Source organism: Methylotuvimicrobium buryatense 5G (assembly GCF_000341735.1).
Classification (GTDB): domain Bacteria; phylum Pseudomonadota; class Gammaproteobacteria; order Methylococcales; family Methylomonadaceae; genus Methylotuvimicrobium; species Methylotuvimicrobium buryatense.
In genome coordinates this window covers 4,687,351-4,709,891 of record NZ_KB455575.1, presented here as the reverse complement: position 1 = coordinate 4,709,891, position 22,541 = coordinate 4,687,351, and the positions used below count along the sequence as shown (strand labels likewise).

General features: G+C 42.9%; 20 protein-coding genes and 1 pseudogene. 17 read left to right on the top strand and 4 right to left on the bottom strand.

The annotated features are described in order from the left end of the window. Positions 1-5 precede the first annotated feature (5 nt). Positions 6-848: a DUF6387 family protein gene (locus METBU_RS0121325; RefSeq protein ID WP_040575375.1), complete on the bottom strand. Its 843-nt coding sequence runs from the start codon at positions 846-848 to the stop codon at positions 6-8. A gap of 84 nt (positions 849-932) precedes the next feature. Then, complete coding sequence (locus METBU_RS0121320; protein WP_017842546.1) at positions 933-1,973, bottom strand: tyrosine-type recombinase/integrase; 1,041 nt, start codon at positions 1,971-1,973, stop codon at positions 933-935. A gap of 792 nt (positions 1,974-2,765) precedes the next feature. Between METBU_RS0121320 and METBU_RS0121315 the strand changes: the two genes are divergently transcribed. Next, entirely contained in the window at positions 2,766-4,715 is a 1,950-nt protein-coding gene (locus tag METBU_RS0121315) for a DUF3987 domain-containing protein (RefSeq protein WP_017842545.1), read from the top strand. 238 nt (positions 4,716-4,953) lie between these two features. Next, positions 4,954-5,832 carry a ParB/RepB/Spo0J family partition protein gene (locus METBU_RS24920; protein ID WP_017842544.1) on the top strand — a complete coding sequence of 293 codons (879 nt, stop codon included), beginning with the start codon at positions 4,954-4,956 and terminating at the stop codon, positions 5,830-5,832. 102 nt (positions 5,833-5,934) lie between these two features. Here the strand turns inward: METBU_RS24920 and METBU_RS28320 are convergent, their stop codons facing one another. After that, positions 5,935-6,093, bottom strand: a complete 159-nt coding sequence (locus tag METBU_RS28320) for a hypothetical protein (RefSeq protein ID WP_175421698.1) — start codon at positions 6,091-6,093, stop codon at positions 5,935-5,937. A gap of 605 nt (positions 6,094-6,698) precedes the next feature. On the opposite strand from METBU_RS28320, the gene METBU_RS24915 reads away from it, so the two are divergent. The 4 genes from METBU_RS24915 to METBU_RS29290 all read left to right on the top strand — a co-directional run bounded on the left by METBU_RS24915 (position 6,699) and on the right by METBU_RS29290 (position 11,646). Beyond that, complete coding sequence (locus METBU_RS24915) at positions 6,699-7,733, top strand: YagK/YfjJ domain-containing protein (protein WP_017842543.1); 1,035 nt, start codon at positions 6,699-6,701, stop codon at positions 7,731-7,733. Positions 7,734-8,575: 842 nt separating this feature from the next. Beyond that, positions 8,576-9,676 carry a hypothetical protein gene (locus tag METBU_RS0121300; RefSeq protein WP_017842542.1) on the top strand — a complete coding sequence of 367 codons (1,101 nt, stop codon included), beginning with the start codon at positions 8,576-8,578 and terminating at the stop codon, positions 9,674-9,676. A gap of 60 nt (positions 9,677-9,736) precedes the next feature. Then, entirely contained in the window at positions 9,737-11,374 is a 1,638-nt protein-coding gene (locus tag METBU_RS0121295; protein WP_017842541.1) for a hypothetical protein, read from the top strand. Continuing rightward, the gene (locus tag METBU_RS29290) at positions 11,350-11,646 is read left to right on the top strand and encodes a YkgJ family cysteine cluster protein (protein ID WP_083877809.1); all 297 of its coding nucleotides are present in this window, start codon (positions 11,350-11,352) and stop codon (positions 11,644-11,646) included. The genes METBU_RS0121295 and METBU_RS29290 overlap by 25 nt, the downstream gene beginning before the upstream one ends. Positions 11,647-11,910: 264 nt before the next feature. Here the strand turns inward: METBU_RS29290 and METBU_RS0121290 are convergent, their stop codons facing one another. Then, complete coding sequence (locus tag METBU_RS0121290) at positions 11,911-12,330, bottom strand: hypothetical protein (protein WP_017842540.1); 420 nt, start codon at positions 12,328-12,330, stop codon at positions 11,911-11,913. A gap of 406 nt (positions 12,331-12,736) precedes the next feature. Between METBU_RS0121290 and METBU_RS0121285 the strand changes: the two genes are divergently transcribed. The 11 genes and pseudogenes from METBU_RS0121285 to METBU_RS0121225 all read left to right on the top strand — a co-directional run bounded on the left by METBU_RS0121285 (position 12,737) and on the right by METBU_RS0121225 (position 22,532). Beyond that, positions 12,737-13,189, top strand: coding sequence for a hypothetical protein (locus METBU_RS0121285; protein ID WP_017842539.1), 453 nt, complete (start codon positions 12,737-12,739; stop codon positions 13,187-13,189). 32 nt (positions 13,190-13,221) lie between these two features. After that, positions 13,222-13,476 carry a WGR domain-containing protein gene (locus tag METBU_RS0121280; protein WP_017842538.1) on the top strand — a complete coding sequence of 85 codons (255 nt, stop codon included), beginning with the start codon at positions 13,222-13,224 and terminating at the stop codon, positions 13,474-13,476. Positions 13,477-13,524: 48 nt separating this feature from the next. Next, positions 13,525-13,785, top strand: a complete 261-nt coding sequence (locus METBU_RS0121275) for a CopG family ribbon-helix-helix protein (RefSeq protein WP_017842537.1) — start codon at positions 13,525-13,527, stop codon at positions 13,783-13,785. Next, positions 13,782-14,066, top strand: a pseudogene (locus tag METBU_RS29165) (type II toxin-antitoxin system RelE/ParE family toxin). Before METBU_RS0121275 ends, METBU_RS29165 begins: the two are co-directional and overlap by 4 nt. A gap of 115 nt (positions 14,067-14,181) precedes the next feature. Beyond that, positions 14,182-17,247: an anti-phage-associated DUF499 domain-containing protein gene (locus METBU_RS0121260; RefSeq protein WP_017842534.1), complete on the top strand. Its 3,066-nt coding sequence runs from the start codon at positions 14,182-14,184 to the stop codon at positions 17,245-17,247. Further along, the gene (locus METBU_RS0121255; RefSeq protein WP_017842533.1) at positions 17,247-17,834 is read left to right on the top strand and encodes an anti-phage-associated DUF3780 domain-containing protein; all 588 of its coding nucleotides are present in this window, start codon (positions 17,247-17,249) and stop codon (positions 17,832-17,834) included. Before METBU_RS0121260 ends, METBU_RS0121255 begins: the two co-directional genes overlap by 1 nt. Before the next feature lie 171 nt (positions 17,835-18,005). Next, a complete protein-coding gene (locus METBU_RS0121245; protein WP_017842531.1) occupies positions 18,006-18,254 on the top strand; it encodes a hypothetical protein in 249 nt (82 codons plus the stop codon). Next, entirely contained in the window at positions 18,251-18,667 is a 417-nt protein-coding gene (locus METBU_RS0121240; RefSeq protein WP_017842530.1) for a type II toxin-antitoxin system VapC family toxin, read from the top strand. The genes METBU_RS0121245 and METBU_RS0121240 overlap by 4 nt, the downstream gene beginning before the upstream one ends. Before the next feature lie 106 nt (positions 18,668-18,773). Further along, positions 18,774-19,025, top strand: coding sequence for a UPF0175 family protein (locus METBU_RS0121235; protein ID WP_017842529.1), 252 nt, complete (start codon positions 18,774-18,776; stop codon positions 19,023-19,025). Further along, positions 19,022-19,519, top strand: coding sequence for a DUF3368 domain-containing protein (locus METBU_RS0121230; RefSeq protein WP_017842528.1), 498 nt, complete (start codon positions 19,022-19,024; stop codon positions 19,517-19,519). Before METBU_RS0121235 ends, METBU_RS0121230 begins: the two co-directional genes overlap by 4 nt. After that, positions 19,512-22,532, top strand: a complete 3,021-nt coding sequence (locus tag METBU_RS0121225; RefSeq protein WP_017842527.1) for an anti-phage-associated DUF1156 domain-containing protein — start codon at positions 19,512-19,514, stop codon at positions 22,530-22,532. Before METBU_RS0121230 ends, METBU_RS0121225 begins: the two co-directional genes overlap by 8 nt. The last annotated feature ends 9 nt before the right edge of the window (positions 22,533-22,541 follow it).

Genomic DNA, 22,541 nt, shown 5'->3' with positions numbered 1-22,541 from the left:
TGGTTTTATGCGTTTTTCATTCCGTTCGTTTTTTCATAAGCCAACTGAAGTATCAGCGTCTCATATATTTTGTTCTTAATTAAAAGTTCTGCTGTTGGCTTACTTACTTTGCGTATTCTCTCAACGACATCCACATCATACTCATTAGGAAAAATTAACCTTGCCAATTTATGTTGCGTTATTTTTTTTCCTTCAATTTTTGCGATAAGCACCAAATCGAGGTACGGAATCACGCCGTAATTAACCCAGTAATCAAAATCGACCTGAGTAAGCAATTTTTTTTCGTGTTGACTACCAATTTTTTTTCGGAAACTTGTTAGCCACTTATCAAAGTCGTTTTTGATCTGTGCGTCTGTTGCGTTTAAATTGATAGTCACAAGCGCCTCATTCCAATAATCAATGTATTGCTTATCATTCAAAACGTGTGGTCTGAATGCCATGTCAAACAAATTTTTATCTTCACTTTCTGTCAAAGAAAATTCATCGTCATGCTTGCAAGCATCCCATATATGGCTAATGCTAGTATTATTTGCCATCCTCCAAACTTCATACGAGCTAAGATTATTGACCGAAGCAGTAGATAATGGGTCATTTAATATTGCCCTTGCCTTTACCTCGTGCCTGTAATAATAATTAGGATCGTCTGGAATAACCCCAGCCTTTAGTTTTGTCGCTATTGAAGATAAAAATCTATCTTCTTTATCTTGGGATATCCCTCTTTTATGCTCAACAACCTTGTGGTAATGCTCCCTTGCTTCAAGCTGCCATATCCAGGCCTCAACAGACATTGTTTTAAATGGTTCATAATTCCTTAAATCAAACCAGCTTGTATCAAACTCTTTAGCCACTCTAAACGTTCCATCAAAAGAAAAATATTACTAAGATCGTCGATCAATTGAATAATGACTCCACTGTTCGCACAGTCAAACAGATTATAAGCTAATCGATTTACTCATCGTCTCATTCAAAACTTGGGATTTATGTGCAGTTGATAAGTGGGTATAGCGATCAGTGCTGGCTAGGCTTTTATGGCCCAGAATTTCGGCAATTTCTTTTAAAGTCCGACCGTCTCTGGCCAGTGTCGAAGCAGTATCATGACGCATATCGTGCCAGCGGAAATCCTTGATATTGGCAGTCTTCAGACAATTGGCCCATTGCTTTTTATAATCAAAAGGTTTATTAGGGTCTACAGTTGAGGGGAATAATAAACAGTTACCTACTTTCCTATGCTTTTTGAGTTCATCCATAATAACGCCTGGAATCGGTGTATGCCGTGGTGTTCCATTCTTGGTATCGGATAACATCGCCAAACCTTTATCAAAGTCAATGTCATTCCAGCGCAATTGATCAAGTTCACCTTTACGCATGCCCGTCGTAAGCGCCATTAGAACTTTTAGATAAAACTTGCCGCCAATCTCTTTAGCCGCTTTGAGCAAACGAGGCTTCTCTTCGTCTGACAGATAGCGAACGACTTTATTGTTTACGGTCTGTGAACGAACTTTCTTGCATGGATTTTCATCGATATATTGTTCTAAAACCGAATCATCCTCTTGTTGCCGAGTGGCAAAATCCATAATTGAGGATAAAACAGCAAGGTAGCGATTGTAGGTAGCGGGGGCTTGTGCGCGTTTAGGCTTGAGCCTGAGGCGGATTTCGTCGGGGGTGATTTCAGTCAACAGCGTTTTGCCGAATTGATCCGTCCACCATTTCACCAACCTAGCACGGTCGTGGTCTTTTCCAGTCCACCAAGCCATGTATTCGTCAGCAAGCCGATCAAAAGAAATAGTACAAGGGCGAATTCCCTTAGCTTCGTACTCTTGATATTCAATAACGGCACGAGTACCCCAAGTACGGGCATCTTGTTTGCGTCGAAAGGTTTTTGTTTTGATTCCCTTACCTGACTTGGTAAGAATGGTGCGGTAACGGGTTTCGCCGTTTTTGAGATTTACTTTGATGATATGAAAATTTAGCATCTGTGTTTCCTCATGTTTGAGGTTAAAAACACGACTACCTATAAAATCACTGTAGTCGATGGTTTTAGTACACAGTTACTAAGGCTTTTCTATCCGTGAAAATCCTTTTCTATCAAAGATTTAAGATGGTGGGTCGTGTGCGATTCGAACGCACGACCATCGCATTAAAAGTGCTATACCAATATATATACTATTGATTTAATTGAATTAAAACAAATAGCCTTCACGTTGCTTTGTCTATTTGTGCACATCCTTGCATATCCGATTTACCCAGAATTTACCCACCGTTGTGATCGAACTGATCAATTGTCTGGAAGCTTTGCGTCATTCCCATTCTAGCTTGAAGGAAAAATATGTCTCTTCCGGATTTCCCGTGGTTGCCCACAACCAGTAGCAAACATAAACCGCATAAGACTACTACATGTAGTAGCTACCATGGCAATTCCTAGGGAGCCAAAAATATAGCTGATGTCAACTCTCCGGCAACCATCACTCCTTAACCCACATCAAAGCTAATAAGTCAATACACGATTGCAATTAAGCAACCGATCATTGGCCTTTCAGTGCAAATTTGTAATTTTATTGTTGCTTCCATTTCGAAGCAGTTATTTAACAATACTGACAGGTCAAAAAAATGAAGACTCAATTAATCGAAAGTAATCAAATTTCAAAGCCAAGTACTTACGGGCAATCCTCATCGTTCAAGCCAAATAAATCAATAAATATTAAATATTCGCAGAAACCATTCGGTTCGTCACACATCGGTTTAATATCATTTTTTGGGGAATAGTCATGTACGAAAATCAAGTAGACCGTAGTTACGGTGAGAAGATTGAAAATTTTAACGATATATATGATCTACATCTTCTGATAAAAAAAGCGGGGTTTATAGAAGAACTCGATTCAGTAAAATATAATTACATAAATCGAATCCTATATTCTCGTTACTACAGTTCGAATTATGGCATAATTGATGTGCAATTAAACGGCCAAAATGGTTTAATTGATATTGAAATTCCTAAAGGTATTATACTTGAAGGTTCGTTTGACTTTTATGTTCATTACTACCACTCTGGAAGTGCAAAAAATGCACTTAATTGGGAATCTGATCCGCGAATTAACATACATCAATCACAAACGCCGCCGCAGCAACTTATTCAAAATCAACAATACCAAACATGGCCGAACCAAACTCCTTCTCCCCTTCTTCCTCCCATTCAAAGCTATTTCAGTTATCCGAATCCAACCATTGATATTGATTGTTTGTTGGACAATTCAACGCCAAAATATTATTTAAACCTGGAAACTCATATTCACGACAAAGACTCCTTTATTTTATCATTGGCTGTATACATTAGCCACAAAACCGACATCCCTATTGGTACAATTATTGTTCTAACTTTGGGTCTATGGAGTGGAATGACGAGTAAGCGTTACCAAGTTTCTTATACAGATGGACGCACCGTTTCAGTTGGATTATATGTAGCTTTGGAACAAAATTCTGGAGCTGGAAAATCGCCTGCCCTTGAAATGCTTCTTGAGCCGATGTCAAATATGATTAAGCTGAAGATTTCTGAAATAAAATCGTGTATTGAAATACACGAAGGAATATTGGATAAACTTAATGAATCTCTCGCGGGATGTACAGCTAAAAAAGACAAAGCGGACAACAAGGAAAATATAGAAAGGTCGAAGAATTTTATTAAGAAGCTCAATAAAAATCTTAATCGATTGCAATACATGATGCCAATAACTAATACCACACCTGAAGCATTAGACGCTATGTTAACTGCTACGAATGGATTCTTCTTTGCTGCCTCAGCAGAACATGGATTGTTTAATTCAGTTTTAGGGCTACGTCATGGATCAAAACACAATAATAACGATTTGCTTCTTAACTCGCGAGAAGGAGGGTATGTGAATACTAATCGTGTTGGTCGGAAATCCTATAGTGGTCAAACTCGTGGCGCTATCACTAGCTTCGCCCAAGAGGGTGGAATTCGAACTCTATTATCTGCCAGTACTAATACTGGTTTAGCTGAACGTTTCCTTATGGTTAGTGAACCTTCATACATAGGTTTCCGTGACAGAATTACCGAAAAAGAAAATGGCGATCATATTCTTGGAAAGTACGCTAAAAAATGTGCATTTTTTCAAAAATATATCAATGGCGATGACGCATTAAATCATGATTCACTAATTACATTGAAATTCACTAATGACGGCTGGCGACATATTGCAAACTTTGAACAAGAATTAGAATATAAGATGCGTCCAGGCTGTGAGCTATCCCATCCCATATTGCAACGGGTAGTTGGCAAAACGAAGATGCAAGTCATGGGAATTGCAGCGAATTTGTATCTACTTAATGCAGAAAATCCGCCTGCAAATGCATTTGATGATCCATTCATACCATATGAGTTTGTTGTAATGGCAATAAACATTTTTAAGGAACTGATATTTGGCGTAAGAAATTATTGTGAACGCAAAGGTCTTATCAGTGATGTAGCGCAACTGACCGCTGTATTTAACGTATTTGTTGGCAAGGGAGAGAACGCCTCATACACAGATCAAGAGCTTAAAAAACGGTTGCAACAAGTAAAGCCATTCAAGGATATTGAAGAGCCCAGAAAGGCCATTCAGCGGGCGCTTGATTATTTTGAGCAACACCACGTACTTATTAAAGACGGAAATGGCAGGTACTTTAAAAACCCTGTTCGATTAAATCCTAATCGCCGATAAAAAACATTGCACCTACAAAAATGCCAAAAAACCTAGTTTAACTAGGTAAAACGCCGTTTTTTATAGAACGGCGTTAATAAATACATGCTTTTCGCTGGGGCTCATCAGTTTAGCCTTTTCCGGAGTCAGCGGCTTAATAGCTGTGGCTGCCTAGTCAATCTCGGCAGTTGAGCGGCTCATTCCGGCAACCTTAGCGGAATAAGTCACACATAACCACCAATCATTACTTTTCCAAAACATGCTAAACCTAGACGCTAAAGAAATCCTTTCCAATTTTGAATCTCAGATTGCCCTCAAGGGGCACTATTGCCTGATTGATGTGAATCTGATCGATCCGAATCCTGATCAACCACGCACCCATTATCCTGAAGAATCATTGAACAATCTCGTAAAGTCAATTCAGGAAAATGGCTTGCTTCATCCCATTATTGTTAAAAAATCAGGAGACCGTTATCAAATCATTGCAGGTGAACGGCGGTGGCGAGCTCATTTGATTCTGAATAAGAAACAAATCGAAGCCATAGTGAGGACAGTAGACGACCAAAGTCATGCGATTTTGGCCTTAGCAGAAAATATAGCCCGAGAAGATTTAAGTGATTATGAAATAGGTAAAGCAATTCGAAGCATTGAGAATAACTTCCCAAACAAAAAAGACCTCGCTGCTATGATTGGTTTAAATCGTACCGACATGTACCGATATTTGGCTTTCGACAGTCTACCTGATTTCATTTTGAACGACCTGAATATTAACCCAAAATTACTATCCCGCTCTGCCGCAGATAAAATTAAAAAGATATTAGTTCAACATAAAAATTCAGACTCAGTACTTTCATTTTTAGAAATTGCGTGGAGATTACTCAAAAGGGGGAAGCTTAAACAAACTCAAATAACTCGATTTATTGAAAAGAAACTCAAGGAAGTCTATGGGATAAATCAAGCTGCCACTGAAAACGTACTTCTGAATGAAAATGGCAACCAGCTTGGACGAGTAAAGCAGACAGAAAACTACTGGACAGTTCATTTGAATGTTGTCGGGGTTAATGAGCATCAACGGGAACAAATTCTTAATTTCATCCGGAAACTCCTCAATGAACAATCCGGAAGTGTCACAAGTTGAGACACAGTTTGAGACTTTAACCCGAAAAATCTTTTGTATTTCCAACGACATTAGCTGAAGCGCTGCAGACAGAGCAATGTCTAGTTCAATACCTATTATTTTTTAGCAAAAGTCGTAATCAGAAACTTTTGATGGAACCCATATAGATTCACCTGCTAAATCTGCTAATTTAGCAACTTTAGCAGGGTTATTTGATGTCATAAGGCGTTTTATTTTATAAGCATTAAAGATCTCTAATGAATAGGCATTAACGTCAACCATAGGTTGACATAGAGTTAATCGTCATCAATCAATACTCACCTTCAACTATTTTAAGCTCGTGGTTTGGTAGCCTTAAATCCACACATCCTAGTTAATTTAAGTTAAATAAAAAATAATCGCATATAGTATGAGCTTGCACTAAATAGGTATAAACAATAGATTTTGACTTTTCTGTAATCCTAGAGAAAAACATTCGTCTATCATCAACAGTTTCAGGTATTTTTTATCTAAAATGGATTAGGGATTTTATGTTATTAATATATTAACAAATGCATTCAATACCATGCTTTAGCATTCAATACCATTCAATAATAGATTCCAATAAATAACATTAAAGCATTCATAAGAATGCTGTTGTTACAATTCAATTTATATAATTAAGCACCTACAACTCAAGTTATCTCAGTTATGATCTCTATATCATTAAGATCATATAATAACCATCATTCACTCATGTCTGAATGGTTTTGACAACGACTATTAGTACAGTGAGTATTAGTAAATCTAATCTCATAGGGGATTGTTTAAAGCAATCCCCTATATTTAAATTTATAATTTGTTTGTGCAAGTTCATAACAGCTTCTTTTAACTATCGAGGATATATTATGGATTCATTATCTACAACACTATCTGAAATTGAACAACTAATGCACAGTATCATCAATCAACCAAATGAACCGCTGTATACGGTTGTCGATCAACGGAATGGCGTTATGCAAATCATACCGAGTCGATTAGCAGATACGATTACTAAAACTCTTAGAAGCCATTTTAGGCTATTGCAGGGGCAATTTCCTATCCATGAGCTTAATCCTTACGTAGATGTTTTCATACGTCAGGCGCTTTATTGTAATCTTTTGGAGAACATACAGCAGATTGATGCACTGAGAAAAAGTAACGATCTATATCAGGTAGGTGTTGATTACGAAATCATGGTGAAATTAATGACAGGTATTCAGACTTACGTCAATCAAATCAGGCAAGCTGTCAGCACTGATGCATTTAAATCTAAAATCAGAAATGCTGTACGAACATCGAAGAAAAACCAAGAAGGGATGATAAGCCTCATTGATTCATTGATTGCACGTTATGCCCGCTTACTAGTTGTCCGACTAGATATAGGTTATCAGCAAGGCAATGCCATCACTTGCGAAGAAGATATCCCCATTAAATTCCGCGAAGCCAAGTGCGATTTTGAGCGTCTTTTAAACAACGCTAAGAAAAACCAGTTGTTCAATCATGTTGTTGGCAAAATTTGGAAATTGGAATACGGTCCTGACAAGGGCTTTCACTATCACTTGATTTTTTTCTTTGATGGATCCCAAGTCAGAGAAGATGTCACGTTAGCCAAGTTGATTGGTGATTATTGGGTGAATGCAATTACGAATAATCGAGGAACCTATTGGAACTGCAATGCAAATAAAAACCATTACAACCAGTGTGGTATCGGCATGATCCATTACAGTGATCTTGAAAAAATCGAGAACTTAAAACAAACGGCGGAGTATCTCGTCAAAGTTGATCATTACGCTCGGATATTAACGCCTGATGGCAGCCATACCTTCGGTCGCAGTAATATTCCACCATTAACAGATCGTCTTGGCAGACCAAGGTCTTTTGATTCTGAGCAGGACTTCTAGACCATTCGGTTTGGTCTGTTTGGTGGGAAGTCAGCGATATAAAAGACTATGCAGTATTTAAGGAAGCGTATTTATATGATTTTATTAGTTTTCTTTTAGAAAACGAGATTCATTTTATTAAAAATTTGCCATACTTGCTCACTTCCTTCTTCAACAACTGAATCAACACAGAACCCTTGATTTCAGTAGATAGCGCTTCTAGAGTACTTATCCGGCTAGACTGTAAAAATACATTGGCGAGATTGAGGTATAAGGCGCAGTAGAACGAATAGCGAGTTAGCGTCCCTTATGATACGTATTTCAGAAAAAACCAATTAGGCGTAACCACAGAATTCGGAAAGAAATAGTACGCTAAGGCTTTTCAATGGTTCGCAGGAGGCTAAATTTGTTTAACATTCAAACCCAGCGCCCCCGCTGTAAAATTAAACTCTACACATCCCCCCAAGCAAATGCAAGTACAGCGTCGACGGCGCCACCTTCAAACGCACAGCCACTTCCTCAACGGTGATACCGGATCTGCCAAAATCGCCTTGGCCACTTGAATGTCCTTTTTGATCGGCCGTCCGCCTTTTTTGCCTCGGGCTGTCGTGGCCTCCAAGCCGGCCTTGGACCGCTCCCGAATGATAGAACGCTCAAACTAAAGCCTGCATCAATGGCATATCTATTGCTTAAATCGGACACATTTAACCTGGAAAAGACCCAAAATGTGAATTGAATTGCAATTGCGGCCTAAAAAAACTGCCATTAGTTGAAAAGTAGAAAAGGATCACAGAGAAAATCATTCTTAATGATACATTCAATTCACCGATGTGTAAAAACATCATCTAAATGGAGAATAAACTATGCCACTTCCAATAATTTTAGGCGCTGCGTCCCTCGCAACTGCCGCATACGGAGCCATAAAAGGATATGACGGGTATCAAAAGCACTCGGAAGCAGACAACATAATCAAGCGTGCCCAACATGGCTATGACCAAAAGAAAACCGTTTTTGACGATCAGGAGAAAGACACATCCCTTGCTCTTGAAAAACTGGGTGAAAAGGAGCTTGACATTGGAAAAAACCTTGGCGAGTTCAAGATCGTAGCTGACAGGCTACTCCAACAATTAAACACAGGGCTCCAGAATAAGCTGGAGATCAACGTTCCAAAACACGAACTGCAAAAAATCGAAAGCTACAGCTACACGGCAACCGGCGTGCTTGGCACCGTAGCTGGGGCAGGTGTAACAGGTGCTGCCGCTGGGTTTGCCGTCTATGGCGGCGTTATGGCCTTGGGTGCTGCTTCCACAGGCACAGCTATTTCATCTCTCGCAGGCGTAGCCGCTACCAACGCCACCTTGGCGGCCATTGGCGGTGGCTCACTGGCCACAGGAGGCTTGGGCATGGCTGGTGGCACGGCCATTCTAGGTGCTGCGGTGGCTGCACCGGTATTGGCGATTGCGGGATGGGCTTATAATAGCCATGGAGATGAGGCTCTCAGAAATGCACGAAAGGTAGATGGCGAAGTAGACGCGGCTGTTGAGAAATTGGGAAGAGCCATCGACCAGCTTATTAGAACAGGTGAGTATGCAAGCAAAATCAAGCATACCTTGTCATCAATATATGTCCAATTCAATCAATACTTCAAGAGCCTTAAAGAGATCGACGGCATCTTGCAAGACGTCAAGAGCCATAATGGTGACATGGATGCCGAATTGGCCAAGTTCGATGATGCAATCTTTCGAGTCATTGAAAATGGCTATGCCTTAGCATCTATTCTGGTTAATGTAATCACGACACCTATCTTTAAAATCAAAAAGGTCAATGATCAGATTAAGAAGGACAAGGAAGGGATTCCCGTAATGGAGAAGGATCCAGATGGCTCCATGATATTAAATGCTGCTGAATTAGATAAAGCCCTGAATTTGGCTGAATCTAAAGCTGAAGCAATTGAAACCGCCTAATTTTCATAAGGGGGAGATTCATTCCCCCCTTTTAATCTCTCGTTTTTTGTGGATATCCTCATGCAAGCGGAAGCAATAAAATACCCCTGGGCTGAAGAACTTGAAAAAACGGTGGTCAACAGCCTTACCACCAGTTTTGGATTGGATTTTCTTTTGTTCAAAGACAAAGAGGGTGGCGATGTTGATACCGTCCACAACGTTCGTAAAGGCGTTTGGTCCACGGATCAGGAAAAGCAACGTTATGAGCAGCAAGAGGGTTATGACAAAGATGTCGCAGCTGCTTATCACGAGCACAAAAATTATATAGATACTGGTAAGGAAGACAAAAAACTACAAGGACAAGGCAAACTCCACGACTCCTATCGCGGCCGTACCATGGAGAGCAAACATGATGAGCGCAACCTCGACCACGTGATCAGCGCCAAGGAAATCCATGGCGACGCAGGTCGAGTTTTGGCTGAACTGGATGGCGTGGAATTGGCCAATCAAAGCAGTAATCTACAATCGACTCATGCAACCATCAACAAATCTAAAAACTCAACACCTATCGACGATTATCTAAACAAACTGCCCGGCATTCTTAATGCGCGTAAAGAAACACAGGCCAAAGACCAACAACTTCTCACCAGTATGAAGCGCGATACGCCCAAGCAGCAACAAAAGGCTCGTGAACTGGAAGATAAAATCCGAAAGAATAATGAAACTATCAAACAGCTAGAGTCCATTGACCCAGATGAAATGCGAAAAAGAGACGCGGCAGCCAGGTCTCCCTATAACCAGCAGATTAATTTTGAATACTACACCAGCAGCAAATTCCTAAAACAAACAGCGAAAGCATCAAGTTTAGCCGGACTGAAGATGGGTACTCGGCAAATGCTTGGTATGGTGCTGGCCGAAGTTTGGTTTGAGCTGCGTCAACAGATCCCCGCGATCTTTGAAAAGAATAAAAAAAATTTTGATTTCGGAAAATTTATCGAAGGCGTCAAAGAGACACTGCAAGGTATATGGCGGCGAGTTCAGGCTCGCTTTAAGGATTTCTTGATTAGCTTCAAGGACGGAGCTTTTGCGGGGGTTTTGGGCAGTGCCACCACTACGCTGTTCAATATTTTTGCTACCACTCAGAAAGCGGGTATCAAGATCATTCGGGAGATATGGGGACATTTGGTCAAGGCTATTAAGCTGATAATCTTCAACCCAGATCAACTTTCCTTTGTTGATCTCTGCAAGGCCGTAGTTTCTGTGTTATCAGTCGCAGTGTCCACAGTGGTGGGATCGATAGTTTATGTACAAATGCTACCCTTGTGCAGCTTTCCGTTTGGTAGTGAGCTGGCTGCCTTCCTAGGCGCGCTGGTAACAGGTATAGTCACGCTAGGGATGAATTATTTTCTGCTGTACAGCAGTGTGGCCCAAAAGCTATGGACGTTTGTTGAATCCATCATGCCCCATGCCGATACAGTGAAGAAATTCCAAGCGATCAATGCGGAACTAGATCGTTATCTAATCGAATTGAGCCGTCTTGAATTCAACCTTGATGCAGATGAATTAGAGAGGTTTTCTTTTGAATTGGCTGCCTGCAACGATGAAATTCAGCGCGGCATGCTGTTGAAAGAGGAAGTCGCGAAACGGGGCATCGAACTGCCCTATGAAATGGGCAATACTGAAAGCACTCGAAAATGGCTAGCCTCACTAACCAAGTAATCCCAACATTCCCGTGCACTCAATGTGGCCTATGCTGCCAGCATGTTTACTTGGCCGATGAAACGCGGTTCTTAGATCGAGGTGATGGCATATGTCGACATTACAGTGCTGACAGTAGACAGTGTACCATCTATGATAAACGCCCGGACATTTGTCGGGTCGATCGGCAATATGTGCAACACTATGCTTCCCTGTACAGTTGGGAGGAATTCGTTGCCCTGAACCTGCAGGTATGCCGCCAGTTGGAAACTCAATCAAAGAACCTGAAATAATTTTCTATTAATCCAGAAATTAAAAAATACACATATTCTGAACACAGGACCGAGTTATTGACCAGAAGTTCTTCTGAATTACGCAGTAATTGACGCGTTCCGTAGTCGCTATGTTTTGTATATTGCACTTCTTGAGAATGGATGGGTACGTAAAAATCACGGTAATAAAATAGGCTTCAAAAAAACACACAGCGACCGATAGCCAGCAATCAATAAGGCATTCACCAGGCACCGGCCTAAAGCCAGTGCCTGGTGTTGTGTCGCTTAATTGCTAGCTTTTTCTACATACAACTGAAATTGATTGTACTGATTGCCATCTTGGCTTTTGCCTTTACCTATCAATTGAATAAGCACCAAATCGCCAGGTTGCGCATTTGACCTTTCCATGCCATTTGATATGTAGGTATTCATAAAAGCCGACACGACCTCTCCGTTTTCTCGTTCCACGATTACCGTTTTCTGTGGACCGTATCGGTCATGATGAAATTCACCAAAGCCTTTGATTGTGCCGATGAGTGGGTTATTGACTTCATGCTGCCAGGGAATGGGCTGTTCTGTCGACACTTCACCGGCGGCAATCGCTTTAAGGTGGGCAAATTTATCTTGTGCCGAGTTATTATTGTGGTTATCGAACATAGTTTGGAGCTCCAAAAAATTAATACGGACATCAATGTTGTTAATCATTCATTAATGCAATCTATGGAGTGTGCACACTCCATACCATTAGGGATTTTTTCTCGGAAGAAAGTGTTTACGCAATAAAGAACGGCAAGTACCATTGCCGTTCTTTTGGCCGGACTCTGGATTAATCAAAAGAGGACAAGTGCCGTGATGAATTTATCGTCATAAAAAAGCCAAGCAATTGTGACCGATTACACAACATACCCCCTCAGTTCTATCGAAGCAGATAACCTAAAAAACCTGTATTAAAAATAAGTTTTCGCAACATAAGCTCCGGTATACTTATGTAACTCAACTGTTGGATATTCATGCCTTGCTAGTCCATGAAAGTATTGCGACGACGCAGATTTACACGCATGCGGGACAGGAGCGGCTCAGTAAGCTGGTGGCGGATATTTAGGAAATAACGATGGGCAAAGCGAGCCGTAAAAAACACTTAAAACGACAACAAGCAGCCACGCTTCAGCAATACGGTGGGGTTAAATTGTCCGAAGCCTTGATTAATCTTTGCAAGCCTTACGATCACGATTTGCCTTTGCAGGGATACAAAAATCTGATGGCAGCGGCGGCGGTGGCTTGGAATATCGCGCTTCAACCGAAGGAAAAGCGACATGATATGTTATCGGACACACTCAATAACATGCCTTCAACTCAAAATAAATTTGAAGATGATCTAAATGAGTATATGAGCAATCCAAACCCCGAGAATCCTCCAGATTCAGTTGTTTACTTTCATCTGTTGAGCGGGTTGATTCAACGCAAAGATGAGTTATACCCCAACGATAATCGGGTGGTTGTCGATTATGCGATAACCGAGAAGGGCACAAAGCGCAATGTTACGGTGTCATCAGCGCTACCGTAAATGGGGTAGTCTGAACTAAATCAATACGAGTCATGAACTGCATCTACCTGGAACGCCACGATCCCGACCAAAACATGCACCGGTTCTATCAGATGTTTGTATCGCCCGGCTTAGACGGCGATTGGTCGTTGGTCCGGGAATGGGGCCGGGTAGGATCGCCCGGAACCGTGCGGAAGGATTGGTTCGATACCGAACCGGAAGCATTGGAAGCCGCTGGGAAAGTTTTTGATGCTAAGAAGAAAAAGGGTTATCGGGTTCTCATCGAGAGTCTGATGGTACATATATAAGGTATGGACTAAGATTACAACCGAATCGAACTGAACCGAATTACTATTATGGCCTCCACAGAAGCATTCACCGTCAGAACCGAACAAGATATCCTGTGTCAACTCGACAACATCGCCGAATCGCTGGACCGGTCACGCAATTACATCGTCAATCAGGCGTTGAAGGAATATCTCCAGCATCACGCCTGGCAAATTGAGAAGATCAACCAAGGCATTGCCGCCGCAGATCGCGGCGAAGTCGTCGAACACGATGATGTTATGCGCGAAATGGAAGAGCTGATTGAACGGAAAGCCCAAGGCAAAGCGTGAGGATCGTCTGGACCGAACCCGCCCGTCAGGATTTACGGGATATTTTCGAATACATCGCCACCGGAAACCCCAATGCCGCCCGTACTCTTTTGGCAGAGATCAAAGCGCGTGTCGGCGTATTGATCGATCAACCACAGTAAGGTCGTGCCGGCAGGGTTAAAGGAACGCGCGAGTTGGTTTTGACCGGGACCCAATACATTTTGCCGTATCGAGTGCAAGGTCAACAGATTCAGGTTTTGGCGGTGTTTCATGGCCGAAGAGTATGGTCTGATAGGCTTTAAATATTTGGATAAGTTTGTTAGCCACAAGCATTTTCACCAAGTTCGAAGAAAAAACATAGCTAATTTAGCCACTTAACACATTTAGAGAATTGACTAAAACAACAAGGACATCGTCATGAAGACCCTCCGCAATGCCTGTACGCTTCAACCGAAAGCTCTGGATGTCAACGTTGGCGATCAGATAGAGCAGCTCGATCAGATTATTAACGATACTGACGGTCAAGGATACTTTGCGAAAACTTTTATCACCGATGGCATGACAACCTTGCTGAGCAAAGGAATTGCGCGGTTAGCCGGAAAATCCAATGACACCGTGTTTCATCTGAAACAAGCAATGGGCGGCGGTAAAACCCACTTGATGGTGGGTTTTGGTTTATTAGCAAAAGAGGCCGAGCTGAGAAAGAAATTGATTGGGCATGTGCCCTATCAAGCGGACTTCAATCAAGCGCGTATCGCTGCGTTCAATGGTCGAAACAATCCGCACACCTACCTTTGGGGCGAGATTGCCCGGCAACTCGGCCAAGAAAAATTATTTCGTGAATATTGGGAATCCGGCGCTAAAGCGCCTGATGAACAGGCTTGGGTTGAGCTGTTCGAAGGCGATGATCCAATTCTGATTTTATTGGATGAAATGCCGCCGTATTTCCACTATTACAGCACCCAAGTATTAGGCCATGGCACAGTCGCCGATGTCATTACCCGCGCTTTTTCCAACATGCTCACGGCTGCTCAAAAAAAGAAAAATGTCTGTATCGTCGTATCGGATTTAGAGGCCGCTTATGACACGGGAGGCAAGCTCATCCAAAAAGCCCTGGATGATGCCACCCAAGAATTGGGACGCGCTGAAGTCGCCATTACGCCCGTCAACCTCGAATCGAATGAAATCTATGACATTCTCAGAAAACGGTTGTTTGTTTCACTACCCGATAAAAGTGAAATCGCCGACATCTCGGCGGTGTATGCCGCACGCTTGGCCGAAGCGGCTAAGGCAAAAACGGTAGAGCGGAGCGCCGAGGCGATTGCGTCCGAAATTGAGGATACCTATCCCTTCCATCCCAGCTTTAAAAGTATTGTCGCGCTCTTTAAAGAAAACGAAAAATTCAAGCAAACACGCGGCTTAATGGAGTTGGTGTCCCGCTTACTGAAATCCGTTTGGGAAAGTAAAGACGATATCTATCTCATAGGCGTTCAACATTTCGATTTATCCATCCCGGAAGTCAGAGAAAAACTGGCGGATATTTCGGAAATGCGCGATGTGATTGCCAAAGACTTATGGAATTCATCCGATAGCGCCCACGCGCAAATCATCGACATCCATAACGGCAACCACTACGCCAAGCAGGTCGGAACACTACTACTGACCTCTAGTTTATCGACAGCGGTTAATTCGGTTAAGGGCTTATCGGAAAGCGAAATGCTGGAATGCCTGATTGATCCGAATCATCAAGCCAGTGATTTTCGTGCCGCCTTCGAAGAGCTGCATAAATCCGCCTGGTATCTCCACCAAACCCAGGAAGGACGCAGTTATTTCGATCATCAGGAAAATCTAACCAAAAAACTGCAAAGCTACGCCGAAAAAGCGCCGCAAAACAAAGTCGATGAATTAATCAAGCATCACCTCGAAGAAATGTATAAGGCAAAATCGAAAGAGGCCTATGAGAAAGTATTGCCTTTGCCGGAGATGGATGAAGCCGAAGCCGCGCTGAAAAACGGTCGCGTTCTGCTAATCATCAGCCCGGACGGTAAAACGCCACCGGAAGTCATCGGCCGGTTTTTTGAAGGGTTAACCCACAAAAATAATCTCTTGGTTTTGACCGGCGATAAATCGTCGATAGCCAGTATAGAAAAAGCGGCGCGACACGTTTACGCCGTGGAAAAGGCCAAACCGGAATTGCATGACTCTCATCCACAGCGGAAAGAGCTGGAAGATAAAAAAATCCAGTATGAGCAAGACTTTGAAACGACGATTTTGACGGTCTTTGATAAATTGTTATTCCCGGGTAACACTCAAAGCAAAGACATGCTGCGACCCAAGGCCTTGGATAGCACCTATTCAACAAGCCAACCCTATAACGGCGAAGAACAGGTTATCAAAACACTGACCAGTGATCCGATCAAACTCTACACCAACATCACAGATAATTTCGATGCACTCAAGGCGAGAGCGGAACAACTGCTATTCGGCTCGCAAGACGAGGTCCGCAAAGTCGATTTATTAGACCGCCTCAGACAAAAAACCCAAATGCCATGGCTGCCGCCCAAAGGCTTTGATTTATTGATTGTCGAAGCCTGCCAGCGTGGCATTTGGGAAGACTTAGGTAATGGCTACATCACCAAAAAACCGAAACCCAAAGTGACCGAGGTCATTTTCACCGAAGAAGGCAGTCAGAGTGATAAGGGGGAGGTGCGCTTAAAAATCGAAACGGTCAATGCCGGAAACAGTCCGAAAATCTATTACCAAGAAGATGGCGCTGTTTCAGAGAACAGCCCGGTCCTGACGGATAATATTTTAGTCACGCAAGCCTTGCGGGTTCAATTTTTAGCCATTGATCCCACGGGTAAAAATCAAACCGGCAATCCCACGACGTGGGAGAACAAACTGACGATTCGTAACTATCTTAACGATAAGGCGCGGACTGTTGAATTGTTCGTATCGCCCAAGGGAGCTCTAAAATATACCTTAGACGGCTCGGAAGCCAGAAATGGCCTGGATTACACCGGTCCTTTCGAAATTAGCGATACGGAAGCTGCGGTCTACGTGTTCGCCGAATGCGACGGCGTGGAGACCAAAGCTACCTTCCGCTTTCCCCCGGTCGGCTCGGACGAATTGATTATTGATAAAACCAAACCGGCATCACTCGCCAGTACAACGCCGAAAAAATTGAACAATTCCGCCAAAACCTATGACGGTTTAAAAATGGCGAAAGAAAAAAACATCACATTCGAGCAAGTGATGTTGATGATCGGTTCCGGACCGAAGTCAATTAATTTGTCCTTAGGGGAGATAAAAATCGATGCCGACTTTATTGAAAAAACCTTAGCGCATTTGCAAAGCCTGGTGCCACCTGAATCACCTATCGTCATGAGTTTCAAAAAAGTCCATACGGAAACCGGCTACGACCTTGAGCAATTTGCCAAAAATTTAGGGATAGAACTCAACAACGACGAGGTGATTCAATAATGAGTCAAACCGTGGATTTCGGTGCGCCTGCTGAGTTCGGCAAGCATTGTTTCTATGTCACAATCCCCGCGAGCCCGAATGAAGCCGTGAGTGTGTTTGAAGACTATGGTTTCGATGGCGATGCGACACAGCGCGAGACCACGCAATGCCGGGTTCATTTAGCGCGAAAACTGTGGAACAAGATACGCGACGAAGCCCGGCGCGATTTTAATACCCGCCTCAAGGCAAAAAAACTGAATACCGGTACCTGGTCAGTAGGTAAAGTGAAACTGGATCGTTTTTTAGGACGTGAACTGTGTGTGTTGGCTTGGGCGGCGGAACATGCCGGCCTAGATGAGTGTTCGATTATTTGCCAAAAATGGCAAGCGTTACGACCGGAAGAACGCTGGTGGTTCTACACAAAGACTGCGTCCGAAGCCGGTTTAGCAAATCAAACCGATAGGGGTTGGCGCAAAGCGATTTACTGCGCCTTATCGGACGGTGAAGGCATTAAAATACAACGTAAAATGAAACCCGTACTCAAAAAAGCAAAAGATGAGCCGGAAACTTCATCACTACTCGATTTCGTAGAGAAAGGCGAGATTTAAGCGTGTCGATGATTTTGAAAATTTTTCCGATTTGTTAATTGAAAATTGGTTTTGTTAATCATAAGAAAAAACACAAGAAGCAGAGCTTCTAAGGTATGCGTTCCCAACGCAGACGTTGGGAACGAGATATGATTAACAGTGACTTTAAACCCGATTATCGAGGAAATAACCATGCAAGCCTACTATGAAATAGAGACTGAAATTCCAAAAAATCACCAACTTAATTTATCGTTGCCTGATGACATCCCAGCGGGTAAAGCTAAAGTAGCGATTATTTATGAATTTTCAGAGCCAAAGGATAATACAGGGATGGCTTTAACAGAATTTTTAAATAAATATCAAACCGAAGATATTGATGTGGATACACAAACTTTTGAAGAAAACAGAAAAACAAATGCGGATAGAGATTTTCGGCTATGAGTTTGATCTATTTGCTAGATACCAACACTATTTCAGAACCATTAAAAGCGACGCCCAATCAGCAAGTCATTGAAAATATAAAACGTTATCATGCACAAATCGCAATTGCGGCAATGGTATTTTATGAATTGGTGCGCGGCGCTGAGTTATTGCCCGATTCTAAAAAACGATTAAAAACAACCGATTATATTGAATCCGTTTTGATCAAGTTTCCTATTTTGCCCTATACCGAAAAAGCCGCTAAATGGCACGGTCAAACAGCCGCTCATCTTCAGCAACAAGGAAAAACCCCTCCTTTTGTCGATGCGCAAATTGCAGCCGTTGCGAAAACAAATAATTTAATTTTAGTCACACGCAATGTCGATGATTTTGCAAACTTTTCCGATTTGTTAATTGAAAATTGGTTTTGTTAATCATAAGAAAAAACACAAGAAGCAGAGCTTCTAAGGTATGCGTTCCCAACGAAGACGTTGGGAACGCGATATGATCAACAGTTACATCAAACTTAAGGACTAACACATGCAAATTGCTATAAACCTCCCTAATGATTTTGTCGTCTTACAACCGATCAATGAAATAGAACATGATATGCGGCTCAGTTACGCCTTATGGCTATTTAAGAATGCAAAAGTGACACTATCCAAGGCCGCAGAATTAGCCGCACTGGATATTTACGATTTCCTGGCTGAATGCAAAAAAAATGAAGTGCCTGTTATCAACGTGTCAAAAGAAGAGTTACTCGGCGAATTAGCGGGTATGAATGCATTATGATTTTAGTTGCCGATTGTTCCGCTCTAATTGCCCTATCAATCTGTGACCGTTTAGCGCTTTTAGATCAAATTTTTGGCCAGGTTGTTGTGCCGGAAGGCGTTTATAACGAAGCCACTCAACCCAATAAAAAGCAAGCAAGCCAACTCACAACGTATTTAAAAGACAAAATTCGCAAAGTGGATATGCAAAATTACGTCTTTTTAGATGGCTTTGCTGACGCGGGTGAAACGGAAGCCATGATTTTGTATAAACAAATCAGCGCAGACAAATTATTGATTGATGACCGACGTGGACGCAACATCGCAACACTGAATCAAATTGAAACAATCGGCTCTTTAGGCGTGTTACTCGTCGCCAAGCAACGAGGTTTAATCGACCAAATCGCGCCGCTATTACGTCAGCTCGATCAATCGGATATTTATTTAAGCAAACAATTGATTTCGACTGTTTTGGAATTGGCAAACGAAACACACTGGATGGATACAAATGCTTAAACCTTTGGAATGGCAAGACCGCCCCGCGCTGATCGAACACCTGTTCCCGGTACAAAAATTATCGGTTGAAAGTTATAAAGAACGGATGGCAAGTCATGGTCAACATCTCGTTTCGCTGGGTGCATTTTGGAAAGGCCGCAAGCCGCTGATTCTCAACAAAGCCTGTATCTTAGGCGCGTTATTGCCGACCACCGAGGATAGTCTGCAAGACTTGGAAATGTTTGAATTGCTGATGGGCATGGATAGTCAATCTTTGGCGATACGCCAAGGCCGCATTAAACCCAATGCGATTGCCCAGTGCGTTTCGGGTTTAATCGTTGCCGACTGGTTTGAAGTCACGCCGGAACACGCCGATGTGCCCGATATAACCCCGTTTGATGTCAACGACTTTCCGTGTGAAGTGATGCGGAACAATAAAAAGCAAACGGTGGCGCCTAAGTTAAGCTGGCGCACGACTATTTCGGAACAGCAAAAACTGCACTGGGAAGCGCAAGCCTTGCCCTATAACGCCTACCGTAGCAATGTCTCTATTGCCAAACGCCCTGAAGAATTGATCGATGAAGTGCATCGGCACATCTGGCCTCGAATCAATGCGTTTTACGGAACGAATGCCTTTTCCTTTCCCGAATTTATTGAACAAATCGGCATCGCACGCTTTGGGCATCGGCCTAAAGTGGCGGATGTATTCTGCGGCAGTGGCCAAATTCCGTTTGAAGCGGCGCGTTTGGGGTGCGATGTCTATGCCTCTGATCTAAATCCCATCGCCTGTATGCTGACCTGGGGGGCTTTTAATATCGTCGGCGCAAGCCCTGAACAACGCCGTAACATCGACAAAGCGCAAAAAGAACTAGCGGAAAAAGTGCAACAGGAAATCGATAAATTAGGGATTGAAACCGATGGTCAAGGCTGGCGGGCAAAAGTCTTTCTGTATTGCATCGAAGTGATTTGTCCTGAAAGCGGCTGGACAGTGCCGTTATTACCGACTTTTATTATCGGCCAAAGTTATCAAGTTATCGCCAAACTGAAACCCATTCCGGCGGAAAAGCGTTATGACATTGATGTGGTTTATGTTGCAACGGACAAAGAAGTGGAAGCCGCTAAACTGGGAACCATTCAAGACGGCACGGTGATTCATTCCCCGGACGGCGAAACGGTTTATCGCGTCAGTATCAATACGATTCGCGGCGATTACAAAGAAGGCAAAGACAATAAAAACCGGCTAAGACCCTGGGAAAAATCCGATTTTATGCCGCGCCCTGATGATATTTTTCAGGAACGCTTATATTGCGTGCAATGGATGAGACCGAAACCGAACAGCAAGCAATTTGAATATCAATTCCGGGCGGTATCCGAAGATGACCTGAAACGGGAACGCATCGTCATCGATTATGTCGCCAAACAGTTAGCCGATTGGCAAGAACAGGGTTTTATACCGGATAGTGTGATTGAAGCGGGCGATAAAACGGATGAGCCTATCCGAACAAGAGGCTGGACGCATTGGCATCATTTGTTTAATGCGCGGCAGTTGCTTTTTCACAAATTAGTTAATGAGCTATCTGATGCAACGGGAAAATATAATTTTTTCCAAGCGTTAAATCACATGTCTAAACTTACACGATGGCGCCCACAAGCTGGTGGTGGTGGTGGCTCAGCAGCAACATTTGATAATCAAGCTCTAAATACCTTGTATAACTATCCAGTAAGGTCAACTGGTTCTATCTCGAACTTGCTTTTGACGAAAGCCAATTCCTCGACGTTGCCTACTTATTCAAAAAAGTCTGTAAAATGTCATTCGGCACAACATCTTAATATAGAAAATGATATTTATATAACGGACCCGCCATACGGCGATGCCGTCAAATACGAAGAAATCACCGAGTTCTTCATTGCCTGGCTGCGTAAAAATCCGCCCGCTGAGTTTGCTCATTGGACCTGGGACAGCCGCCGCTCGTTAGCCATCAAAGGCGAAGACGAAGGCTTTCGGCAAGGCATGATTGCCGCGTATCGGAACATGGCGCAGCACATGCCGGATCATGGTCTTCAGGTATTGATGTTCACCCATCAAAGCGGCGCGATTTGGTCGGACATGACCACTATTATCTGGGCGAGTGGTCTACAAGTGACTGCCGCCTGGTATGTGGTCACCGAAACCGACTCGGCTTTACGCCAGGGCGCGAATGTCAAAGGCACGATTATCTTGATTCTGCGCAAGCGTCATCAGCATTTGGAGACCTTTCGGGATGATTTAGGCTGGGAAATTGAAGACGCAGTGAAACAGCAAGTCGAATCCTTGATTGGCCTGGATCAGTCGGTTCGCGCCCATCATCCCGAAGGACTGTATACCGATGCCGATCTGCAAATGGCAGGCTATGCGGCAGCGCTCAAAGTGCTGACCGCGTATTCGGTGATCGACGGCAAGGATATGGTGGTCGAATCCGAGCAGCCGCGCCGGAAAGGAATCAAAACCTTTGTCGATGAATTGATCGATTTTGCCGTGCAAACCGCCGTGCAATTTTTGGTACCGGTCGGTTTTGACAAAGGCGAATGGCAAAAAATGACGGCAGTGGAACGGTTTTACCTGAAAATGGCGGAGATGGAGCATCAGAATTTGAAGACTTTGGATAATTACCAAAATTTTGCCAAGGCCTTCAAAGTGCATCATTTCGACCAACTGATGAGCGATTCATCGAAAGCCAATTCGGCACGGTTAAAGTTAGGCGCGGAAATGAAAGGTCATTTGATGTCGGGTAACGCGGAAATGGCTAACACGCCGATGCGGGCTTTGCTGTATGCCTTGTTTGAAATTCAAAAAGACGTTGAAGTGGAGGATGTGTTGTTACACTTGATGGAAAACTGTCCGAATTATTTAGCGAACAAAAAACTATTAGCCAAAATGGCCGATTACCTGGCAGAAAAACGCGGAACGCTAAAACCCGGCAAGACTTTTAAACCTGACCAAGAAGCCAGCGCGGCACGTATTTTGGCGGAAGCGATTCGTAATCAAAGGGTGTAATTTGATTAA